This window comes from Fusobacteria bacterium ZRK30 (assembly GCA_024628785.1).
Lineage (GTDB): Bacteria > Fusobacteriota > Fusobacteriia > Fusobacteriales > Fusobacteriaceae > Psychrilyobacter.
Map to the genome: position 1 here is coordinate 403,667 of CP102405.1, position 18,955 is coordinate 422,621.

The 18,955-nt window shown below is 37.6% G+C and carries 12 protein-coding genes and 3 rRNA genes; 2 read left to right on the forward strand and 13 right to left on the reverse strand.

From position 1 onward, the window contains the following. Positions 1-6: 6 nt before the first annotated feature. Positions 7-1,542, forward strand: a complete 1,536-nt coding sequence (grdC, locus tag NRK67_06885) for a glycine/sarcosine/betaine reductase complex component C subunit beta (protein UUV19214.1) — start codon at positions 7-9, stop codon at positions 1,540-1,542. 13 nt (positions 1,543-1,555) lie between these two features. Further along, positions 1,556-2,725 (forward strand): glycine/sarcosine/betaine reductase complex component C subunit alpha, encoded by a 1,170-nt coding sequence (grdD, locus tag NRK67_06890; GenBank protein ID UUV19215.1) that lies wholly within the window; start codon positions 1,556-1,558, stop codon positions 2,723-2,725. A gap of 526 nt (positions 2,726-3,251) precedes the next feature. Here the strand turns inward: grdD and rrf are convergent. The 13 genes from rrf to nth all read right to left on the reverse strand — a co-directional run bounded on the left by rrf (position 3,252) and on the right by nth (position 18,949). Then, positions 3,252-3,368: ribosomal RNA gene (gene rrf / locus NRK67_06895) — 5S ribosomal RNA — on the reverse strand. A gap of 83 nt (positions 3,369-3,451) precedes the next feature. Continuing rightward, positions 3,452-6,392 (reverse strand): 23S ribosomal RNA (locus tag NRK67_06900). A 286-nt stretch (positions 6,393-6,678) separates the two neighbouring features. After that, a 16S ribosomal RNA gene (locus NRK67_06905) occupies positions 6,679-8,197 on the reverse strand. The 16S, 23S and 5S rRNA genes sit together here, the layout of an rRNA operon. A 662-nt stretch (positions 8,198-8,859) precedes the next feature. Then, entirely contained in the window at positions 8,860-10,218 is a 1,359-nt protein-coding gene (locus NRK67_06910; protein ID UUV19895.1) for an alanine:cation symporter family protein, read from the reverse strand. A 611-nt stretch (positions 10,219-10,829) separates the two neighbouring features. Beyond that, positions 10,830-11,147, reverse strand: a complete 318-nt coding sequence (gene raiA / locus NRK67_06915; protein ID UUV19216.1) for a ribosome-associated translation inhibitor RaiA — start codon at positions 11,145-11,147, stop codon at positions 10,830-10,832. A gap of 170 nt (positions 11,148-11,317) precedes the next feature. Then, positions 11,318-12,535 carry a phosphoglycerate kinase gene (locus tag NRK67_06920; protein ID UUV19217.1) on the reverse strand — a complete coding sequence of 406 codons (1,218 nt, stop codon included), beginning with the start codon at positions 12,533-12,535 and terminating at the stop codon, positions 11,318-11,320. A 120-nt stretch (positions 12,536-12,655) separates the two neighbouring features. After that, positions 12,656-13,672 carry a type I glyceraldehyde-3-phosphate dehydrogenase gene (gene gap, locus NRK67_06925; GenBank protein UUV19218.1) on the reverse strand — a complete coding sequence of 339 codons (1,017 nt, stop codon included), beginning with the start codon at positions 13,670-13,672 and terminating at the stop codon, positions 12,656-12,658. Positions 13,673-13,783: 111 nt separating this feature from the next. Beyond that, the gene (locus NRK67_06930) at positions 13,784-14,668 is read right to left on the reverse strand and encodes an RluA family pseudouridine synthase (GenBank protein ID UUV19219.1); all 885 of its coding nucleotides are present in this window, start codon (positions 14,666-14,668) and stop codon (positions 13,784-13,786) included. A 133-nt stretch (positions 14,669-14,801) separates the two neighbouring features. After that, positions 14,802-15,230 carry a hypothetical protein gene (locus NRK67_06935; GenBank protein ID UUV19220.1) on the reverse strand — a complete coding sequence of 143 codons (429 nt, stop codon included), beginning with the start codon at positions 15,228-15,230 and terminating at the stop codon, positions 14,802-14,804. A 141-nt stretch (positions 15,231-15,371) separates the two neighbouring features. After that, positions 15,372-16,466, reverse strand: a complete 1,095-nt coding sequence (locus NRK67_06940; protein ID UUV19221.1) for a D-alanyl-D-alanine carboxypeptidase — start codon at positions 16,464-16,466, stop codon at positions 15,372-15,374. Between the two features lie 116 nt (positions 16,467-16,582). Beyond that, complete coding sequence (gene nifU / locus NRK67_06945) at positions 16,583-16,951, reverse strand: Fe-S cluster assembly scaffold protein NifU (GenBank protein ID UUV19222.1); 369 nt, start codon at positions 16,949-16,951, stop codon at positions 16,583-16,585. 25 nt (positions 16,952-16,976) lie between these two features. Next, the gene (locus NRK67_06950; protein UUV19223.1) at positions 16,977-18,152 is read right to left on the reverse strand and encodes a cysteine desulfurase; all 1,176 of its coding nucleotides are present in this window, start codon (positions 18,150-18,152) and stop codon (positions 16,977-16,979) included. 128 nt (positions 18,153-18,280) lie between these two features. Then, positions 18,281-18,949 (reverse strand): endonuclease III, encoded by a 669-nt coding sequence (nth, locus tag NRK67_06955; GenBank protein UUV19224.1) that lies wholly within the window; start codon positions 18,947-18,949, stop codon positions 18,281-18,283. Positions 18,950-18,955 lie beyond the last annotated feature (6 nt).

The following is an 18,955-nucleotide window of genomic DNA, read 5'->3' on the forward strand; positions in this document are numbered from 1 at the left end:
TAAAAGATGAATTTTGCAGTTTTAAAAGGAGCAGCATATTGTTTAGTGCATACTCCAGACATGATCTTACACAATGGAACTACTCAAACAGTTGAAAAACATACTAACCCGGATTCTGAATATTTAAAAAATATCAGAGACAGCTACAGAACTTATGAAGAAGTAGTAAACTACGGACCTAACCAAACTTACATCGGAAACCTTACTCCTGAAAAATTAAAAGAAGTTGGAATGCCATTCGTAGGTAAAAATATTGAAGGTTCTTCAAACAAAGGTAAATTTGGAGAGATCTTAGCTCAAAAAGAATTTATCGTAATGGTTAAATTAGCTGACGTTTTCGACTTAGTATTATTAGAAGAAAAATTCTTAGCTGACGCAGTAGAAGCATATAGAAACTATGAGTTCTATTCAGAAGCTGACGAAGCTCAATTAAATAAAGGTCATGAATTCTCTGTAATCGAAGCTTTAGTAAATGAAGAGGGAGCAGAAGGGTTATACCATGAAGATAAATTAGTTGGATGTGTAAAAAGAGCCCATGATGTAGACTCTAACTTAAGTTCACATGTAATATTTGAAAACTTAGTTGTAAAAGCATCTGGAATCTTAGCATTTAAAAACTTAATTGCAAGAAACAACATCGATCCTACAACTATCGACTATGTAATCGAATGTTCAGAAGAAGCTTGTGGAGATATGAACCAAAGAGGTGGAGGAAACTTCGCTAAAGCTATCGCCGAAGCATCTGGAGCAGTAAATGCAACTGGATCAGACCTTAGAGGATTCTGTGCAGCACCTACTCATTCATTGATCAACGCAGCATCATTAGTAAAAGCTGGAACATACAAGAACGTTGTAGTTGTTGCAGGTGGAGCTACAGCTAAGTTAGGAATGAACGGTAAAGACCATGTTAAAAAAGACTTACCTATCTTAGAGGATACATTAGGAGCATTCGCTATCTTAATCTCTGAAAATGACGGAGTTAGCCCGGTAATCAACACTGATTTCGTAGGTAGACATACTGTAGGAACAGGATCTTCACCTCAAGCAGTTATCTCATCATTAGTAATCGAGCCATTAGAAAAAGCTGGATTAAAGATTACAGATGTAGATAAGTACTCAGTAGAGATGCAAAACCCAGATGTTACAAAACCAGCAGGAGCAGGAGATGTACCAGAAGGAAACTACAAGATGATCGGAGCTTGTGGAGTTAAGAAAGGACATATCGAAAAGAAAGCTATGAAAGATTTCGTTGTAAATAACGGAATGGTTGGATGGGCACCTACACAAGGTCATATCCCTTCAGGAGTACCTTACTTAGGATTTGCTATGGATGAGTTAACTAAAGGTGACTTAAACAGAGTAATGGTAGTAGGAAAAGGATCATTATTCTTAGGAAGAATGACTAACTTATTCGATGGTGTATCTATCATGGTAGAAAGAAACACAGGTGTTACAGAGGAAGCAGGATCAGTTTCTAAAGATGAAATTAATACAATGATTGCAGAAGCTATGAAAAACTTTGCCTCTCAATTCTTAGGTTAAGGGGGGATTTCTTATGTCTTTAGATATTAAACAAATGATAGGTGAAACTTTTTTAGATATAGCCAATGCCATGGAAACAGGGTCGTTTGGTAAGAGAATATGTGTAGGAATAACTACAATAGGTAGTGAGCATGGAGTAGAAAACATCGTTAAAGGTGCAGAAAAAGCAGCTTTAAGTGGTGACTTTGATGTAGTTTTAATTGGACCTAAGGTAGAGACAGCTTTAAGAGTTGTAGAAGCTAACACTGAGGAAGAAGCGCATAAAAGAATGGAAGAATTAATCGATTCAAAAGAGATCAATTCAGCTGTAACTATGCATTACAGTTTCCCAATAGGTACTTCTACAATAGGTAGAGTAGTAACACCTGCTTTTGGAAATGACATGTTAATAGGAACTACAACAGGAACATCAGCTACTAACAGAACAGAAGCTATGTTTAAAAACTCACTTTATGGAATAGCAACAGCCAAAGCAATTGGAATAGCTAATCCTAGTGTTGGAATCTTAAACGTAGACAGCTCAAGAGCTGTAGAAAGATCTCTTAGAAAATTAGCTGACAACGGTTATGCAATTAACTTTGGTGAATCTAGAAGAGCAGATGGTGGAACAATCATGAGAGGAAACGACCTTTTAATGGGATCATCAGATGTAATGGTAACAGATAGTTTAACTGGAAATATTCTTATGAAGATGTTTTCTTCTTACTCAACAGGTGGAAGTTATGAAGCAAACGGATATGGATATGGTCCAGGAGTATCATTTGATATGAAGAGAACTATATTAATCTTATCTAGAGCATCAGGAGTACCTGTAGTAGAAGGAGCAATAAAATATGCTGCACTATTAGGGAAAAATGATCTTGCTGCAATAGTAAGCAAAGAATATGAGATGATAAAAAAAGCAGGATACGAAGAGATCTTAGCTGGTTTTGTTGAAGCACCTAAAAAACCAGTAGAAGAATTTGTAAAGCCTGAAAAAGAAGTAGTAACAGCGCAAGTATCAGGGATAGATATCATGGACTTAGATGATGCAGCACTAGAACTTATGAGAAATGGGATCTATGCAGAAGCAGGAATGGGTTGTACAGGACCAATCATCTTAGTAAATGAAACTAACAAAGAGAAAGCAATTGTTATCTTAGGAGAAAATGAATATATCGCAGTAGAAAAAACAAGCTGCTAATATTTAATCTAAAGAGAAGTCATCAATTTATTGATGGCTCCTTTTTTTATGTCTTGAAATCCCTCTTCTTCTTTCAACTATAGCTTGTCACTCCAATATCAGAAATCTCCTATAAAATAAGAACACCATATATGATCCTCATAGGGAGTAATTTTCATATTTTATCTTAAAAATGCTCGTGTCTCTGGTTATTCTATTAAACTCAAAAGTTTCATCGAACTAGCACCTCTATAAGACCTCCCTCTAGGAAACCAGGATCTCTTGGCTTTTACCTACTAAGACAAGATGGCTTTAGCTTTAGCTTCGGTTTCTCTCAGTTGAGATTCATATTTAAAATTAATTTTGATACTCATAAAATCTCTATAAAAATGAGGAGTCAGAACCTTCATGAATTTTGGTTGCTACAAATATTTAAAGAATATGGATTGTTTTCTCCCTTTATTTTTGATAGTATACATAAAAAAGAGCCATCAACATTAGTTGATGACCCTTCTTCCTCTTTGAATTTCTTCAAAAAATAAAAAAGACTTGGCAAGTTCCTATCCTCCCAAGGGGCTGCCCCCTAAGTACTTTCGGCGTTTACGGACTTAACTTCTGGGTTCGGAATGTGACCAGGTGTACCCCCGTAGCTTTTCTTACCAAGCTTACTTTCTTATTGAATATTGTTAAACATTCAAAACTATATAATAATGTTTCATAAATTAACTTTCTAAAAATCATTTTCTTTAGGTAAAGTGTTCGTCATATTAGTATTGGTCAGCTAAAGACTTCACAGCCCTTACACCCCCAACCTATCAACCTCCTAGTCTCGAAGGTGACTTATCAATGATAGAATACTTATCTCTGAGTTGGCTTCCCGCTTAGATGCTTTCAGCGGTTATCCATTCCAAACGTGACTACCCAGCTATGCCATTGGCATGACAACTGGTACATTAGAGGTTTGTCCATCCCGGTCCTCTCGTACTAAGGACAGATCTCATCAATATTCTTACGCCTACAGTGGATAGGGACCGAACTGTCTCACGACGTTCTGAACCCAGCTCACGTACCGCTTTAATGGGCGAACAGCCCAACCCTTGGGACCTTCTCCAGCCCCAGGATGCGATGAGCCGACATCGAGGTGCCAAACTTTGCCGTCGATATGGACTCTCGGGCAAAATCAGCCTGTTATCCCCGGGGTAGCTTTTATCCGTTGAGCGATGGCCCTTCCATTCGGAACCACCGGATCACTATGTCCTGCTTTCGCACCTGCTCGATGTGTCTATCTCACAGTCAAGCTCCCTTATGCCATTGCACTCTTCGGTTGATTTCCATCCAACCTGAGGGAACCTTTGAACGCCTCCGTTACTCTTTCGGAGGCGACCGCCCCAGTCAAACTACCCACCTAGCACTGTCTCCATGATTACACATCACAGATTAGAATCAAAATGTTATATGGTTGGTATTCCACCAGCGACTCATATACAGCTAGCGCCATATAATCACAGTCTCCCAACTATCCTATACACATAACATCTCAACCCAATACCAAGCTATAGTAAAGCTCCACGGGGTCTTTCCGTCCTACTGTAGGTAACCGGTATCTTCACCGGTAGTACAATTTCACCAGGCCTCCCGCCAAGACAGCATTCGAGTCATTACACCATTCGTGCAGGTCGGAACTTACCCGACAAGGAATTTCGCTACCTTAGGACCGTTATAGTTACGGCCGCCGTTCACCGGGGCTTCAATTTGAGTCGCTAAACCCTCCTCTTAACCTTCCGGCACTGGGCAGGTGTCAGCCCATATACATCGCCTTTCAGCTTAGCATAGACCTGTGTTTTTGCTAAACAGTTGCTCGAATCTCTTCACTGCGGCCATCAAAAGCTCAAAATCGCGTGTATTTATCACCTTTAATGGCACCCCTTCTCCCGAAGTTACGGGGCCATTTTGCAGAGTTCCTTAGCGAGAGTTAGCCTGTACGCCTTAGATTTCTCATCCTAACCACCTGTGTCGGTTTACGGTACGGGCACTATAATTCTCAATAGAAGCTTTTCTCGGCAGCGTGGGATTTGTACCTTCGTGTTCATTACAAACACTCCGCATCACACCTCAGATCTAAAACCGTGGATTTTCCTGCGGTTCCATCCTACATGCTTACACAGACATATCCAACAGTCTGCGCACATACCCTTCTGCGTCCCTCCATCTCTCAAACAAATTACAGTGGCGCAGTAATATTAAACTGCTTTCCATTCGCCTACGCAATCTAGCCTCGGCTTAGGTCCCGGCTTACCCAGAGAAGACAAGCTTTACTCTGGAAACCTTGGTTTTCCGGCGAGAGGGATTCTCACCCTCTTTCTCGCTACTCATTCCTGCATTCTCACTTCCGATACCTCCAGATTGGGTTACCCCTTATCCTTCAACGGCCTACGGAACGCTCTCCTACCAGTCTACACATAGTGTATACTCCACAACTTCGGTTTATATCTTAGCCCCGTTACATTGTCGGCGCAGAGACTCTCGACCAGTGAGCTATTACGCACTCTTTAAATGTATGGCTGCTTCTAAGCCAACATCCTGGTTGTTTCAGAATCTCCACCTCCTTTCCCACTTAGATATAATTTGGGACCTTAGTTGGTGGTCTGGGCTGTTTCCCTTTTGACCATGGATCTTAGTACCCATAGTCTCACTCCTGATCTCTTGAAATATGGTATTCGGAGTTTGATTGATTTCGCTAAGCAATATGCCCGCTAGACCATTCAGTGCTCTACCCCCATATTTAAACAATCAAGGCTGCACCTAAATGCATTTCGGAGAGAACGAGCTATCTCCTGGTTCGATTGGCTTTTCACCCCTATACCTACCTCATCCCCCGGCTTTTCAACGACGGTGGGTTCAGACCTCCACTGTGTCTTACCACAGCTTCATCTTGGACAGGCATAGATCACCAGGTTTCGCGTCTACAACCAACGACTAATTCGCCCTATTCAGACTCGGTTTCCCTTCGGCTCCGTTATACTTAACCTCGCCATTGATCACTCGCAGGATCATTCTCCAAAAGGCACGCCATCACACGCCCGAAGGCTCTGCTCTGACCGCTTGTAAGCACACGGTTTCAGGTTCTATTTCACTCCCCTCCCGGGGTTCTTTTCACCTTTCCCTCACGGTACTATTCACTATCGGTTAGTAAGAGTATTTAGCCTTACGAGATATGGTCCTCGCTGATTCACACAGGGTTTCTCGTGTCCCGTGCTACTTGGGATTACAGTGACTTGCTAACATAAGTTCCCTATACAGGACTATCACCTTCTACGGTTGAACTTTCCAGTTCATTCTAGTACCTTTGTTAGTCAAGCGCATACCTTGCAGTTCTGCCGCTCTGTATCCCACTACCCCCAACAAGCAACGCCTGCATGCTATCACACTTGTTCGGTTTGGGCTCTTCCCCGTTCGCTCGCCGCTACTTAGGGAATCGTTTTTACTTTCTCTTCCTCGGATTACTTAGATGTTTCAGTTCATCCGGTTCCCGTTTCCACACTAGTTCTTCAAACTAGTAGGTTTACCCATTCGGAAATCTAAGACTATTACGCTCAATTGCAGCTTGTCTTAGCTTATCGCAGCTTATCACGTCCTTCATCGGCTCTTACTACCAAGGCATTCTCCGTGCGCCCTTAATTTCTTAACCTATTATTAAAATAGAATTTTAATATTTTTTGCTTAATTTGTTTTTAGAATTTTTGAAATCTAATTATCGTTCAGTTATTTCTAACTCTTCGTTAATTATTGTTACACTCTCGTGTAACTGAAGATCTAATAAAATTGTTAATTTATTATTTCATTACTATATAGTTTTCAATGTCCAACTGGTATTTTCTCTCAAAAAAGAGAACATTACCAAATAAATAGAGAAAGAGCAGTATAAATATTCTTTATGTAATACCATTTGCATGGTCTCATAAAGTGCTCCTTAGAAAGGAGGTGATCCATCCGCACCTTCCGGTACGGATACCTTGTTACGACTTCACCCCAATCGCTAATCACACCTTAGGAACATCCCTCCATAAATGGTTAGGCCTGCTACTTTAGGTGCAACCAACTCTCGTGGTGTGACGGGCGGTGTGTACAAGACCCGAGAACGTATTCACCGCGACATTGCTGATTCGCGATTACTAGCGATTCCAACTTCACGCAGTCGAGTTGCAGACTGCGATCCGAACTAAGATTGGCTTTCTGAGATTTGCTCCACGTCGCCGTATTGCTGCTCTCTGTACCAACCATTGTAGCACGTGTGTAGCCCAGCACATAAGGGGCATGATGACTTGACGTCATCCCCACCTTCCTCCTGCTCGTCGCAGGCAGTCTCGCATGAGTCCCCAACTTAATGATGGTAACATACGATAGGGGTTGCGCTCGTTGCGGGACTTAACCCAACATCTCACGACACGAGCTGACGACAGCCATGCACCACCTGTATCAACGTTCCACCGAAGCGGCACCAAGTCATCTCTGACGAGTTCGTTGTATGTCAAGTGCTGGTAAGGTTCCTCGCGTTGCGTCGAATTAAACCACATGCTCCACCGCTTGTGCGGGTCCCCGTCAATTCCTTTGAGTTTCACACTTGCGTGCGTACTCCCCAGGCGGTTCACTTATCGCGTTAGCTTCGGCACAGAGGTTCGACCCCCTACACCCAGTGAACATCGTTTACGGCGTGGACTACCAGGGTATCTAATCCTGTTCGCTCCCCACGCTTTCGAGCTTTAGCGTCAGTATCTGTCCAGTGAGCTGTCTTCACTATCGGCATTCCTACAAATATCTACGAATTTCACCTCTACACTTGTAGTTCCGCCCACCTCTCCAGTACTCTAGCCTGCCAGTTTCAAACGCAATACGGAGTTGAGCCCCGCATTTTCACATCTGACTTAACAAGCCGCCTAGACTCGCTTTACGCCCAATAATTCCGGATAACGCTTGCGACATACGTATTACCGCGGCTGCTGGCACGTATTTAGCCGTCGCTTCTTCTGGTGGTACCGTCACTTTCTTCTTCCCACCTGAAAGCACTTTACAATCCGAAGACCTTCATCGTGCACACAGAATTGCTGGATCAGACTTTTGGTCCATTGTCCAATATTCCCCACTGCTGCCTCCCGTAGGAGTAAGGGCCGTGTCTCAGTCCCCTTGTGGCCGTTCACCCTCTCAGGCCGGCTATCCATCGTCGGCTTGGTAGGCCATTACCCTACCAACTACCTAATGGAACGCAAAGTTCTCCTCCAGCGCATATAGCTTTCATAAGTTCTTGATGCCAAGATCTCATAATATCCGGTATTAGCTAACCTTTCGATTAGTTGTCCCAGTCTGAAGGGCAAATTCTTTACGCGTTACTCACCCGTCCGCCACCGTACTATCTTCCGAAGAAGAATTCCAGTCGACTTGCATGTGTTAAGCATTCTGTCAGCGTTCATCCTGAGCCAGGATCAAACTCTACATTCAAATTTATATCCTAACTTCATAAATGAAGTTTAGCTATCTATTAAAAGATAATTATTTTTATAGTGGTTCATTCCACTGTACACCTTAATCGATTGTTTGAAAACAAAGTTTCAAACGACAATTGAGTTTTTAATTTACACTTTCTTTCTCTATTTAATTGCTAATGTCCTTTTGTTGGCTTCAAAGATATTTCTCTGATGCACAAGAAGAAGTATACCGCGTTTACAGCTTTTCGTCAAGGATTTTTTTGTTTTTTTATTGTGTTTTTTCAAAACATTTCCCAAAACAGACATCCAAACGCAACTCTCCTCTTTTCACCCTTATTTTTATTGATTTACAACCAATGAAACAGATATGTTGTTTAGTGAAAAATATTTATTTTTCATTTGATCTTCTTCTTCACTTCGATAACTAAAACGTTATTTTATTCAATAAATTTTATTAACTTCCCACAAAGAAGTCAATAATAATAGATAAAAATTTTAGAAAAACCAAAAAAATTTAAAATAAAAACCTCCTACCTGTAATAGTCGCACAGTTAGGAGGTCTTTATTTATTATATTTTATTTTAAGGAAAGAAAGAAATGAAAAAATATTACTATTTTCATTTGCTTATACTTATCAGACGCAGCAAGTTTTAAAAAAGTTTAAATTTTTTTATTTTATATTGTAACCTTAGTTTCCTCCGCCTTTTGCTTCTTCAAAAGACCTCCTTCATAATTATCTAAACAGCTTTTCACCTCCTTAGACAACAAGACTATACCTACAAGGTTAATTACCGTCATCAATCCTATTCCAAAATCTGCCAAAGACCAGATAAATAAATTCTGCTGAATACCACCTTGAAATAACATCACCAACACCAAAATTTTAAACATATTTTGAAAGATATCTCTTTCAGATAAAAAGATTATATTATTTTTAGCATAAAACATGATCCCCAATACTGTACTAAAGGAAAATAAAAATAATATAAGTGCTATAAATATAACTCCCCAATCTCCTACATGGTATCTAAAAGATTCTTGTAAAAATTTCATTCCCGTTAGATCTGTTTTATCTATATCTGCTAATAACATTACAAAAGCCGTGGCACTGCATATTAATATGGTATCCACAAACACTCCCAGAGCTTGTAATAAACCCTGCTTCGCCGGATGATCCACATCTGCTGATGCTGCTGCACTAGGAGCACTCCCACTCCCTGCCTCATTAGAAAACAACCCTCTCTTTATTCCAATCATTATAACAGCTCCTAAACTCCCTCCCACTGCCTGTCTGATTCCCAAAGCCTGTGAAACTATCTCTGTTATAAGTCCTGGTATTAAATTAATATTCTTTATCACTATAAACAATACTACCAGTAAGTACAGCGCAGACATAAGGGGAACTAATTTCGACAAAAGCATAGATATCTTATCTTTTTTTCCAAAGATAACTACCCCTGTCAACATTATTAAAACTATAGCCACCATAAGTTCATCGGTTCCAAAAGCTACCTTAAAAGATTCTGTTACAGAGTTTGAAACGACCTGCATCACTCCAGCCCAACATATCAATGCAGATATCACAAACAACACTCCTAACCATTTTTTACCTAGCCCTTTATGTAGGAAAAACGCCGGCCCTCCTACAAATTTACCGTCTTTAGTTTTTTCTCTGTAGATAACAGCCAAAACAGTTTCTGCAAAGGCTGAAGCTGCACCAATTACAGCCATTACCCACATCCAAAAGATAGATCCTGCTCCACCTATGGATACCGCTGCCACAACCCCTACTAAGTTACCAGCCCCTACCCTGGAAGCCGTGCTGATACAAAAAGCTTGGAAAGATGTAATCCCTTCACTTTTTTCTTCATTATTTGACTTCACCAAAGATATCATATGTTTAAATAATCTCAATTGAACAAACTTCGTCTTTATACTAAAAAACAACCCTGCTCCTATCAACATCCAAACCAATACATTTTTCCCCCATAAAACTCCATTTACAAAGCTTATAATATTTTCCATTACAACCATCTCCTCACAATAAAACACAATATAAAAAAGCCCAAGGACTACACCTTGAGCTTCACTTAAAAAAGTTTAACTACTAAAGATGCAGGCCACCAAAACAAACCTGCATCTATCGCTTATATGCGATGACCCAGATTTAATAAATAATAGTAGTAATAGTAGTTAAATTTAAATTTCATATCATTCTCCTTAGTTTATTTAATAAAAAAGCAACGTGACGTTGCATCCAAACAAGCGTAAACTTATAATAATTCCCCTAGATAATAAAAAAAGTCTATAGGTAAGTACCCATAGACTAAAATAACATCTCTTGATACAAATCCATCTCACTAAACTTATAGTAATACAAAATGGATTCGCATATAATTCTAATTTAAAGAATTAATTCAAATCCTGTTTCCTATAATAATAGTAATATAGAGTTGTAATAAAGTTTGATTTATTCACTTTTTATTCCTCCGAACAATTTATTATTTAATAAAATAATATCATTGTTTTTATTTTTATTCAAGATGTTTTTACCATAATTTTATTTTTTAATTTTTTCAAAATAAAAAAAATTCTCCTAATTATCAGAGTATTTGTATACCTGATAATTAGGAGATTAGTTTCATCTATTCAACTTCTGGCTTCTCTTCCCTCTTACTGTCTATAATCTTCTTCTTTTCTTTAGTCAACACACCTTTTATCTTCTCTTTAGCTTTATCTATCTCAGTGTATAATTCTCCACCTTTAGTTTTAGCAATGTATTTATTTCCCTTGGTAGTTACAATAACTTCTACACCATATACTTTTTTGTCTTCATATTTTAAAACAACTTCAGTCTCATCTATATGATTAAAGTACGTCTCCAATTTACCAAATCTCTTCTCTGCATAATTTTTGATTCCCTCTGTTACCTCTAAGTGTCTTCCTCTTATTGTCGTTCTCATAAAAATCACATCCTTATTAGTTTGTCCTCATGCTAGTAATACAAATATACGACATAATTTTAACAAAATCAATAGTTAGAGCAAAGAAAGACTCACCAGGAAGAGTGGTCTAAACAAAAAAAACATATAAAAAGAGGAAGATTTCTCCCCCTCTTGATCTTTCTATTTAATTATTTACCGCAGTTACAGTTACCACAGTGACTAGCTATAGAATCTATTCCTGGTAAAACTTTCCCTTCTAAATACTCAAGTGAAGCTCCTCCACCAGTAGAGATATGTGTAAACTTGTCAGCGAATCCTAAGTCGATTGCTGCTGTTGCAGAATCTCCTCCACCGATAATAGTGATAGCTCCGTCTAAGTTGGCGATAGCTTCACAAACTCCAATCGTTCCTTTAGCAAAATTAGACATTTCGAATACACCCATTGGTCCATTCCATACTACAGTTTTAGCTCCTGCTAATGCAGATTTAAATAACTCCACTGATTTAGGTCCGATATCTAATCCCATCTCCCCTTCAGGAATTTCATTTACAGAAACAACTTGGTGTCCTGCATCATTTGAGAATTCTTTTGACGTAATAGTATCTACAGGTAATACTAATTTATCTCCTGCTAATTCCATTAATTCCTTGGCAAGATCTAATCTATCTTCTTCACATAATGAAGACCCGATATTTAATCCTTTTGCTTTTAAGAAAGTAAACATCATTCCTCCACCGATAATTATCTTATCAGCTTTTGGAATCAAGTTTTTAATTACAGAGATCTTATCAGAAACTTTCGCTCCACCTAAGATTGCTACTAATGGCTTTTGTGGTGCATCCACTACTCCACCAATGAATTTAATTTCTTTTTCCATTAAGAATCCCGCTGCAGACTCTTCAACGTTCGAAGCAATTCCTACATTTGAAGCATGCGCTCTATGAGCAGTTCCGAATGCATCGTTTATAAAAACGTCTCCTAAAGAAGCCCAGTATTTCCCCAGTTCAGGGTCATTTTTAGATTCTTTCTTACCATCGATATCTTCAAATCTAGTATTTTCAAACATCATGATCTCTCCATCTTTTAATTCTGCTACTGCCGCTTCTAATTCTGTTCCTCTAGTTTCAGCAACAAACTTAACTTCCTTACCTAATAATTCAGATAATCTTACAGCTATTGGTGCCATTGATTTTCCAGCTTTATCTTCCTCTGTTTTTACTCTTCCTAAATGAGAGAAAGCTATAACTTTTCCACCTTGCTCTAATACATATTTAATTGTATCAGTTGCAGCAACTATTCTGTTGTCGTTTGTGATCTTCCCATCCTTCATAGGAACGTTAAAATCCACTCTCATCAATACTTTTTTACCGTTTAATTCTAATTCATTTACTATTTTTTTTGCCATTCTCTTAACCCCTCCATAAATATAATTACTGCCTTTAAACGCCTAAGAAATATAACACTTCTCTCTAAAAAAAATAGCGGAAACCAATGCTCCCGCTATTCTATTTATTCTATTATATAATTACTTTGCTAATTGAGCAAATTTCTTACAAGTTCTGATTAATTGAGCTGTATAAGACATCTCGTTGTCATACCAAGTTAAGATTTTTACTAATTGCTTTCCATCTACAGTCATTACTTTTGTAGATTGAGCATCAAACCATGATCCGAATTGGATTCCGATACAGTCAGAAGATACGATTGGCTCTTCAGTATATCCTAAAGTTTCATTTGCTGCTGCTTTCATAGCTGCATTGATCTCTTCTACAGTTACGTTCTTATCTAACTCTACTACTAAGTCAACACAAGATCCTGTAACAGTTGGAACTCTTACTGCTCCACCATCTAATTTTCCTAATAATTCAGGTAATACTTTTCCTACTGCTACTGCTGCTCCTGTAGATGTAGGTACCATGTTAGCTGCTCCTGCTCTTCCTCTTCTAGCGTTGATATCCTTTGGATGAGGTGCATCTAATATGTTTTGGTCATTTGTGTATGCATGGATAGTTGTCATGAATCCTTTTACTAATCCAAACTCTTTGTTTAATACGTTTACAACTGGTGCTAAACAGTTAGTTGTACAAGAAGCTCCAGATATGATAGTTTCTTCTCCAGTTAATACGTCATCGTTTACGTTGAATACAACTGTTTTAAGATCTCCTGCTGCTGGTGCAGAGATAACTACTTTTTTAGCTCCTGCATCTATATGTGCTTGAGACTTTTCTTTAGATACATAGAATCCAGTACATTCTAATACTACATCTACATCTAATGCTTTCCAAGGTAAGTCTGCTGCATTTCTTTCAGAGTATATTTTAATTTCTTTCCCATCTACTACTATTCCGTTTTCTGTAGCTTCAATTGAATCCATCTTGAATCTTCCTTGAGCTGTATCAAACTTTAATAAGTAAGCTAAAGTTCTAGGGTCCGTTAAGTCGTTTATTGCTACTACTTCAAATTCAGGGTTATCTGCCATTAATCTGAATGCTAATCTTCCAATTCTACCAAATCCATTTATCGCTATTTTTACTGCTGCCATAGTTTTATTCCTCCTAAGATTTTTTTATTTTACACTATAAATATATCTTAAATTTCTAGAGTTTGTCAACGGAACGTGAGTATTAATTTTGCAACAATTCTTGGTCTATTTTTACCCTATCACCTCCCCTTTCACAATTCTCTCCATGTCATCAGGTAAAGTTGTCGTTACAGTTTCCTCTTTCCCAGTGTCTGGGTTAGTAAAGATTAATTTATAAGCATGCAGAAGCTGTCTTTTAACACTATCAACCATTCCCCCATAGAGCTCATCCCCTAATATCGGATGTCCTATAGATGATAGATGTACCCTGATTTGATGGGTTCTTCCTGTAAACAACTCCACCTCTAGAAGGGTTAAGTTTTGATCATCCATCCTCTTTAAAACCTTCACTCCTGTTTTTGCAGTTTGACCTCCATCCTCTACTGAAAGTAATTCTCTTTTCAGCGAATCTCCTACACGACCAATCGACTCCTCTATAACAAACTCTTCTTCTTTAACTATTCCCTTAACTATTGTTTGATAATACTTCTTCACAGTGGCTTTCTCTTTGTTTTGTAAAAATGCCTGGGCAAATCCATTTTTAGCTACCACTATAATTCCAGACGTATTCATATCTAACCTGTTATAAAATCTTGGGACTGTAATTTCCCCTGTCTGTTCCTTCATATAGTGTACTATCCCATGAGCCAAAGTTTTATCCACCTTCTTTTTAGTGGGATGAACTATCAAATACGGCTCCTTATTTAATATAATCAGGTTCTTATCCTCATACACTATATTCAGATCCATTTTGATAGGCTCGATGTTTGTTCCTTTATTATGTTCTTTTACCAGCAACCTATTTAATTTTCTTACTTTTTTATTAGGTTTTACTTTTTTTCCATTCAAAAAGATATCAATCTTCCTCATACTTCTACTAGAATAACCCAAAACTTCCTTTAAATAATCTCCAACTTTATATCCATGATATTCTGGTTCAATTATATATTTTTTCATTATTTCTCCTTTTCTGTAACTTTAATTTATACTTATTACTTCTATCTATTATAACATAATAATAGAAAAAGGAACCCAAAGATTCCTTTTCTACACATTTCACTATAAAGTTTTTGTTTATTTCAGATTTATTTTATTTTCTCTTATAATTCCCTTTTCTACCATAATCAACCTCATACTTATCTTCTATCTCTTTTCTATACTTCATACCCTCTAATCTTCTCTTAGCTTTCAAATCTGAAATCTCTTTATTTAGTCTCTCCACACCTTTCCAGTCTACCTTAGATGCTGCTAATTTTTTCTCCAATTCCAGCTCTTTTCCCCTGATCTCCAAACTTTCTTTATAAGTAACTTCTCTTCTTCCCTGCATCATTTCAAACATTTCTGCCCTATGCTCTTCACTTAAATTACTTTCATTCCACATCATATATCCATTTCCACTACAATTGTAACCACCATTTCTATTTCCTCTGCCCATCATATCCCCTTCATTATAATGCCCATAAGCTCCAAAGGATATGGCTGATATCAACAATAACCCAACAATTATTTTATTTCTCATTTTAATCCTCCTCCTTTTTATACTCTCTCTTACATATATATTGTACTTTAGTTTTGTGAAAATTATGTGAAGAGGAAACGTGACGTCGCATCCATACAGGTAGAATTTCCTATAAAAAAAAAAGAGTCTTTAAAGACTCTTTTAGTTAAATATTCTTTGAAAAAATCCCATTTTTTCAATTGAATGATTGATTTTTAGTTCACTTTTTAAATAAGTTTTACCATCTATTAACACCTTATACTCTCCAACTACTGTCCCTGCTGCAACAGGAGCTTTTATATCTTTTTTCATCGTTACCTGTTTTTCTATCTTCCTATTTTTAGCCATCAGCTTAGTATAGTTGTTCTCAGCATAAAAATTAACTTCTGATTCTACACCATCTTTAACCTTTAGTGTCCCCAATTTTTCCCCACGAACCAAAAGATCTATATAGCCATAATCAATATAGAATTTATTCAAATCTTCTAGTACAACTGTATCACGGGTCTTTTCATCTGGCGACCCAAATACAATCTCTATCATATTTAAACTATTCTTTTTGGAAACAATAGAGATATTATATCCTGCCAAACTATGATGTCCGGTTTTTATCCCATAGATCCCATCTATCCCCAATAATTTATTTCTGCTTTTAAATCTCTGCTGACCGTTTCTTATGCCGGCCTCCTTCATAGAAGCAATCTTCATATAGTCATCATTTTTTAATAGTTCCATAGATAGTTTATAGATATCATTTACCGTAGATACATCCATCTCTGTTCCCGTCATATGAGGAGGCAACCCTGCTGGAGTATAATAGCTGGTATTTATCATTCCTAAAGATTTTGCTTTCTCATTCATCCTCTCTACAAATCTATCTAAATCTCCATTCCCTACATAATACGCCAGAGAATATGCTGCATTATTGGCAGAATAGATAGCTGTTGCTTTAACCAGATCTCTTACACTAAGCCTGTCTTCCACAGTCATCCATATCCTGCTCCCGCCAATTTTCCTTATATCATCTGGGATGTCTACCATATCATCCATAGATATCTCGCCCTTAGATATAGCATCATAGGTAACTAATATCGTCATCATCTTAGTAACAGAAGCCAACGGGTAGATCTTTTCTCTATTGACACTATTTATTATTTTACCGTCTGATGTCCCCAATAATTTTGCTGTAAATCTGTCTCCCTGCCCAAAACTCAATATACCTACAATTAAATATATTCCTATAACAATTTTTTTCATCTTATTCACTTCATCCTTTTTCTCTTATATTTTATTAATTAATACGCTTTTTAGATTAGAGTATTATAGCATATATTAAATAAAAAAGGGATAGTTTCCTACCCCAAATAAAATCATTATTTTTTAGACATATAGTCTTCTATTGCTGCTTTTATAGCTTCTTCAGCCAACACAGAACAATGTACTTTTGCTGCCGGTAAACCATCTAAAGCTTCTACAACAGCTTTGTTAGTTACCTGTAATGCTTCCTCTACAGTTTTATTTAAGATCATCTCTGTAGTTACTGATGATGATGCAATAGCTGAAGCACATCCAAATGTTCTAAATTTTACATCTCTGATTATACCATCTTCTATCTTTAAGAAGATCTCCATCATATCTCCACAAGAAGGGCTTCCTATCTTTCCATATCCATCAGGATTTTCAATTACTCCAACATTTCTAGGATTCATAAAATGATCCATTACTTTTTTTGTATATTCCATCTATCGTCACTCCCCGTCTTTTAATTTATTTTTTAAGTTGAAATTCATTCCAAAGCGGCGAAATCATTCTTAATTTCTCTATCACTTTAGGAGCTTCCTCTATTACATATTCTATCTCTTCACGAGTATTAAATTTCCCTAACGAAAACCTGATAGTTCCGTGAGCATCTACAACTTCTATCCCCATTGCCAACAACACATGGGAAGCCTGTAGATCATCTGAAGAACATGCTGATCCCGAACTTACTGCTATCCCCTTATAATCAAGTCCCAATAAGATTGACTCTCCTTCTAGATGTCTAAAACTAACACTTGAAGTTCCTGGAAGCCTAACTGCTTCTTTACCATTTATTTTAATTTCCGGAACCCTTGTGACCATCTCTGTTTCAAAGAATGCTCTTAACTCTTCCTCTTCCTTTATCTTTTCATCCATATTTGTAGTAGCTAGTTCCAATGCTTTAGCCATTCCTACTACACCTGCCAGGTTAGTTGTTCCAGGTCTGATTTTTCTCTCCTGTCCTCCACCTGTGATAACTTTTCCCAATCTGATTCCGTTTTTAACAAATAATCCAGCCGTTCCCTTTGGACCATTAAATTTATGACCTGAAAAACTCATTAGGTCCACTCCTAATTCCTTAGGATAGACAGGTATCTTTCCAACCGTTTGAACAGCATCTGTATGAAATACAATCTTGTTCTCACGAGTTATCTTAGATATCTCCTCTATAGGCTGCACTACTCCAGTCTCGTTGTTTGCATGCATAAGAGTAACTAAGATCGTTTCCTTCCTGATAGCTTTTTTTAACTCCTCTACAATTACTACACCGTTTTTATCAACAGGTATATAAGATACTTCAAATCCCTCTCTCTCTAGATCTTGACACGTATTCTTAGCACCTGGATGTTCAATAGCACTTGTAATTATGTGATTCCCTCTTCTTCTATAAGCTCTTGCTATACCTCTTATGGCTAAATTATTACTTTCTACCCCTGTTCCAGTAAAAATTAACTCTGATTTCTCTATCTTTAATATATTTGAAATAGTTTCTCTGGCCGAATTTAAAGCTTTTCCAGCCTCTTGTCCAAAACTGTGCATACTGTGAGCATTTCCATATACCTCACAAAAATAAGGCAACATTGCTTCCAATACTTTTTCATCTGTTTTTGTTGTAGCGTTGTTGTCTAAATAAACTCTTCTCATAGCTTCACCCCTTATTCTATATACCCTATATTACCATTGTTTAGTTTTTATGTCAACATATTCCTTGGCATTCCAAAGGTTTGATCGTCGAAACTTTTAAGACCTTACTATCCCTATCCTACCTGTGGTCAGCTGTTATTTTTCCCCTCTTTTTTTAATTTTTTTCTTCCAAAATTACAAAAAATATTTATTTCACATCTACCACATTGAGGCCTTCTAGCCACGCACACATCTCTTCCCTGCAAGATCAAATAATGCGATATATCTATCCAATATTCTTTAGGCACCATCTCCATCAATTCCCTTTCAATAATTATAGGATTATCTCCCTTAACAAGACCTATCAAGTTAGTCAGCCTCTTCACATGGGTATCTACTGTTACCCCTTCAGCTAATCTCCACACCTCTCCTCTGACAACATTCGCCGTTTTCCTGCCTACTCCTGCTAAAGCAACCAATTTATCCATCTCTTGTGGAACCTTTCCGTCATATTTTTCCAGCAGGATCTCGCTGGTCCTTTTTATATTTTTAGCTTTATTTTTATAAAATCCCGTACTCTTAACCAGAGCTTCTATTTCTTCTAACTCCATCTCTGCAAACTGTTTCGGAGTGTTTATACCTTTTTTTCGAAACATCTCCTCAGTCACTATATTTACCCTCTTATCGGTACACTGGGCTGACAGGCTCACAGCTACCAATAGTTCAAAGGGAGTCTCATATTTCAGTGCACACTCTGGATTCCCAAATTTTTCATGGAGTACAGCTATTATTTTTTTAACTTTTTGTTTTTTTGTCATAACTCT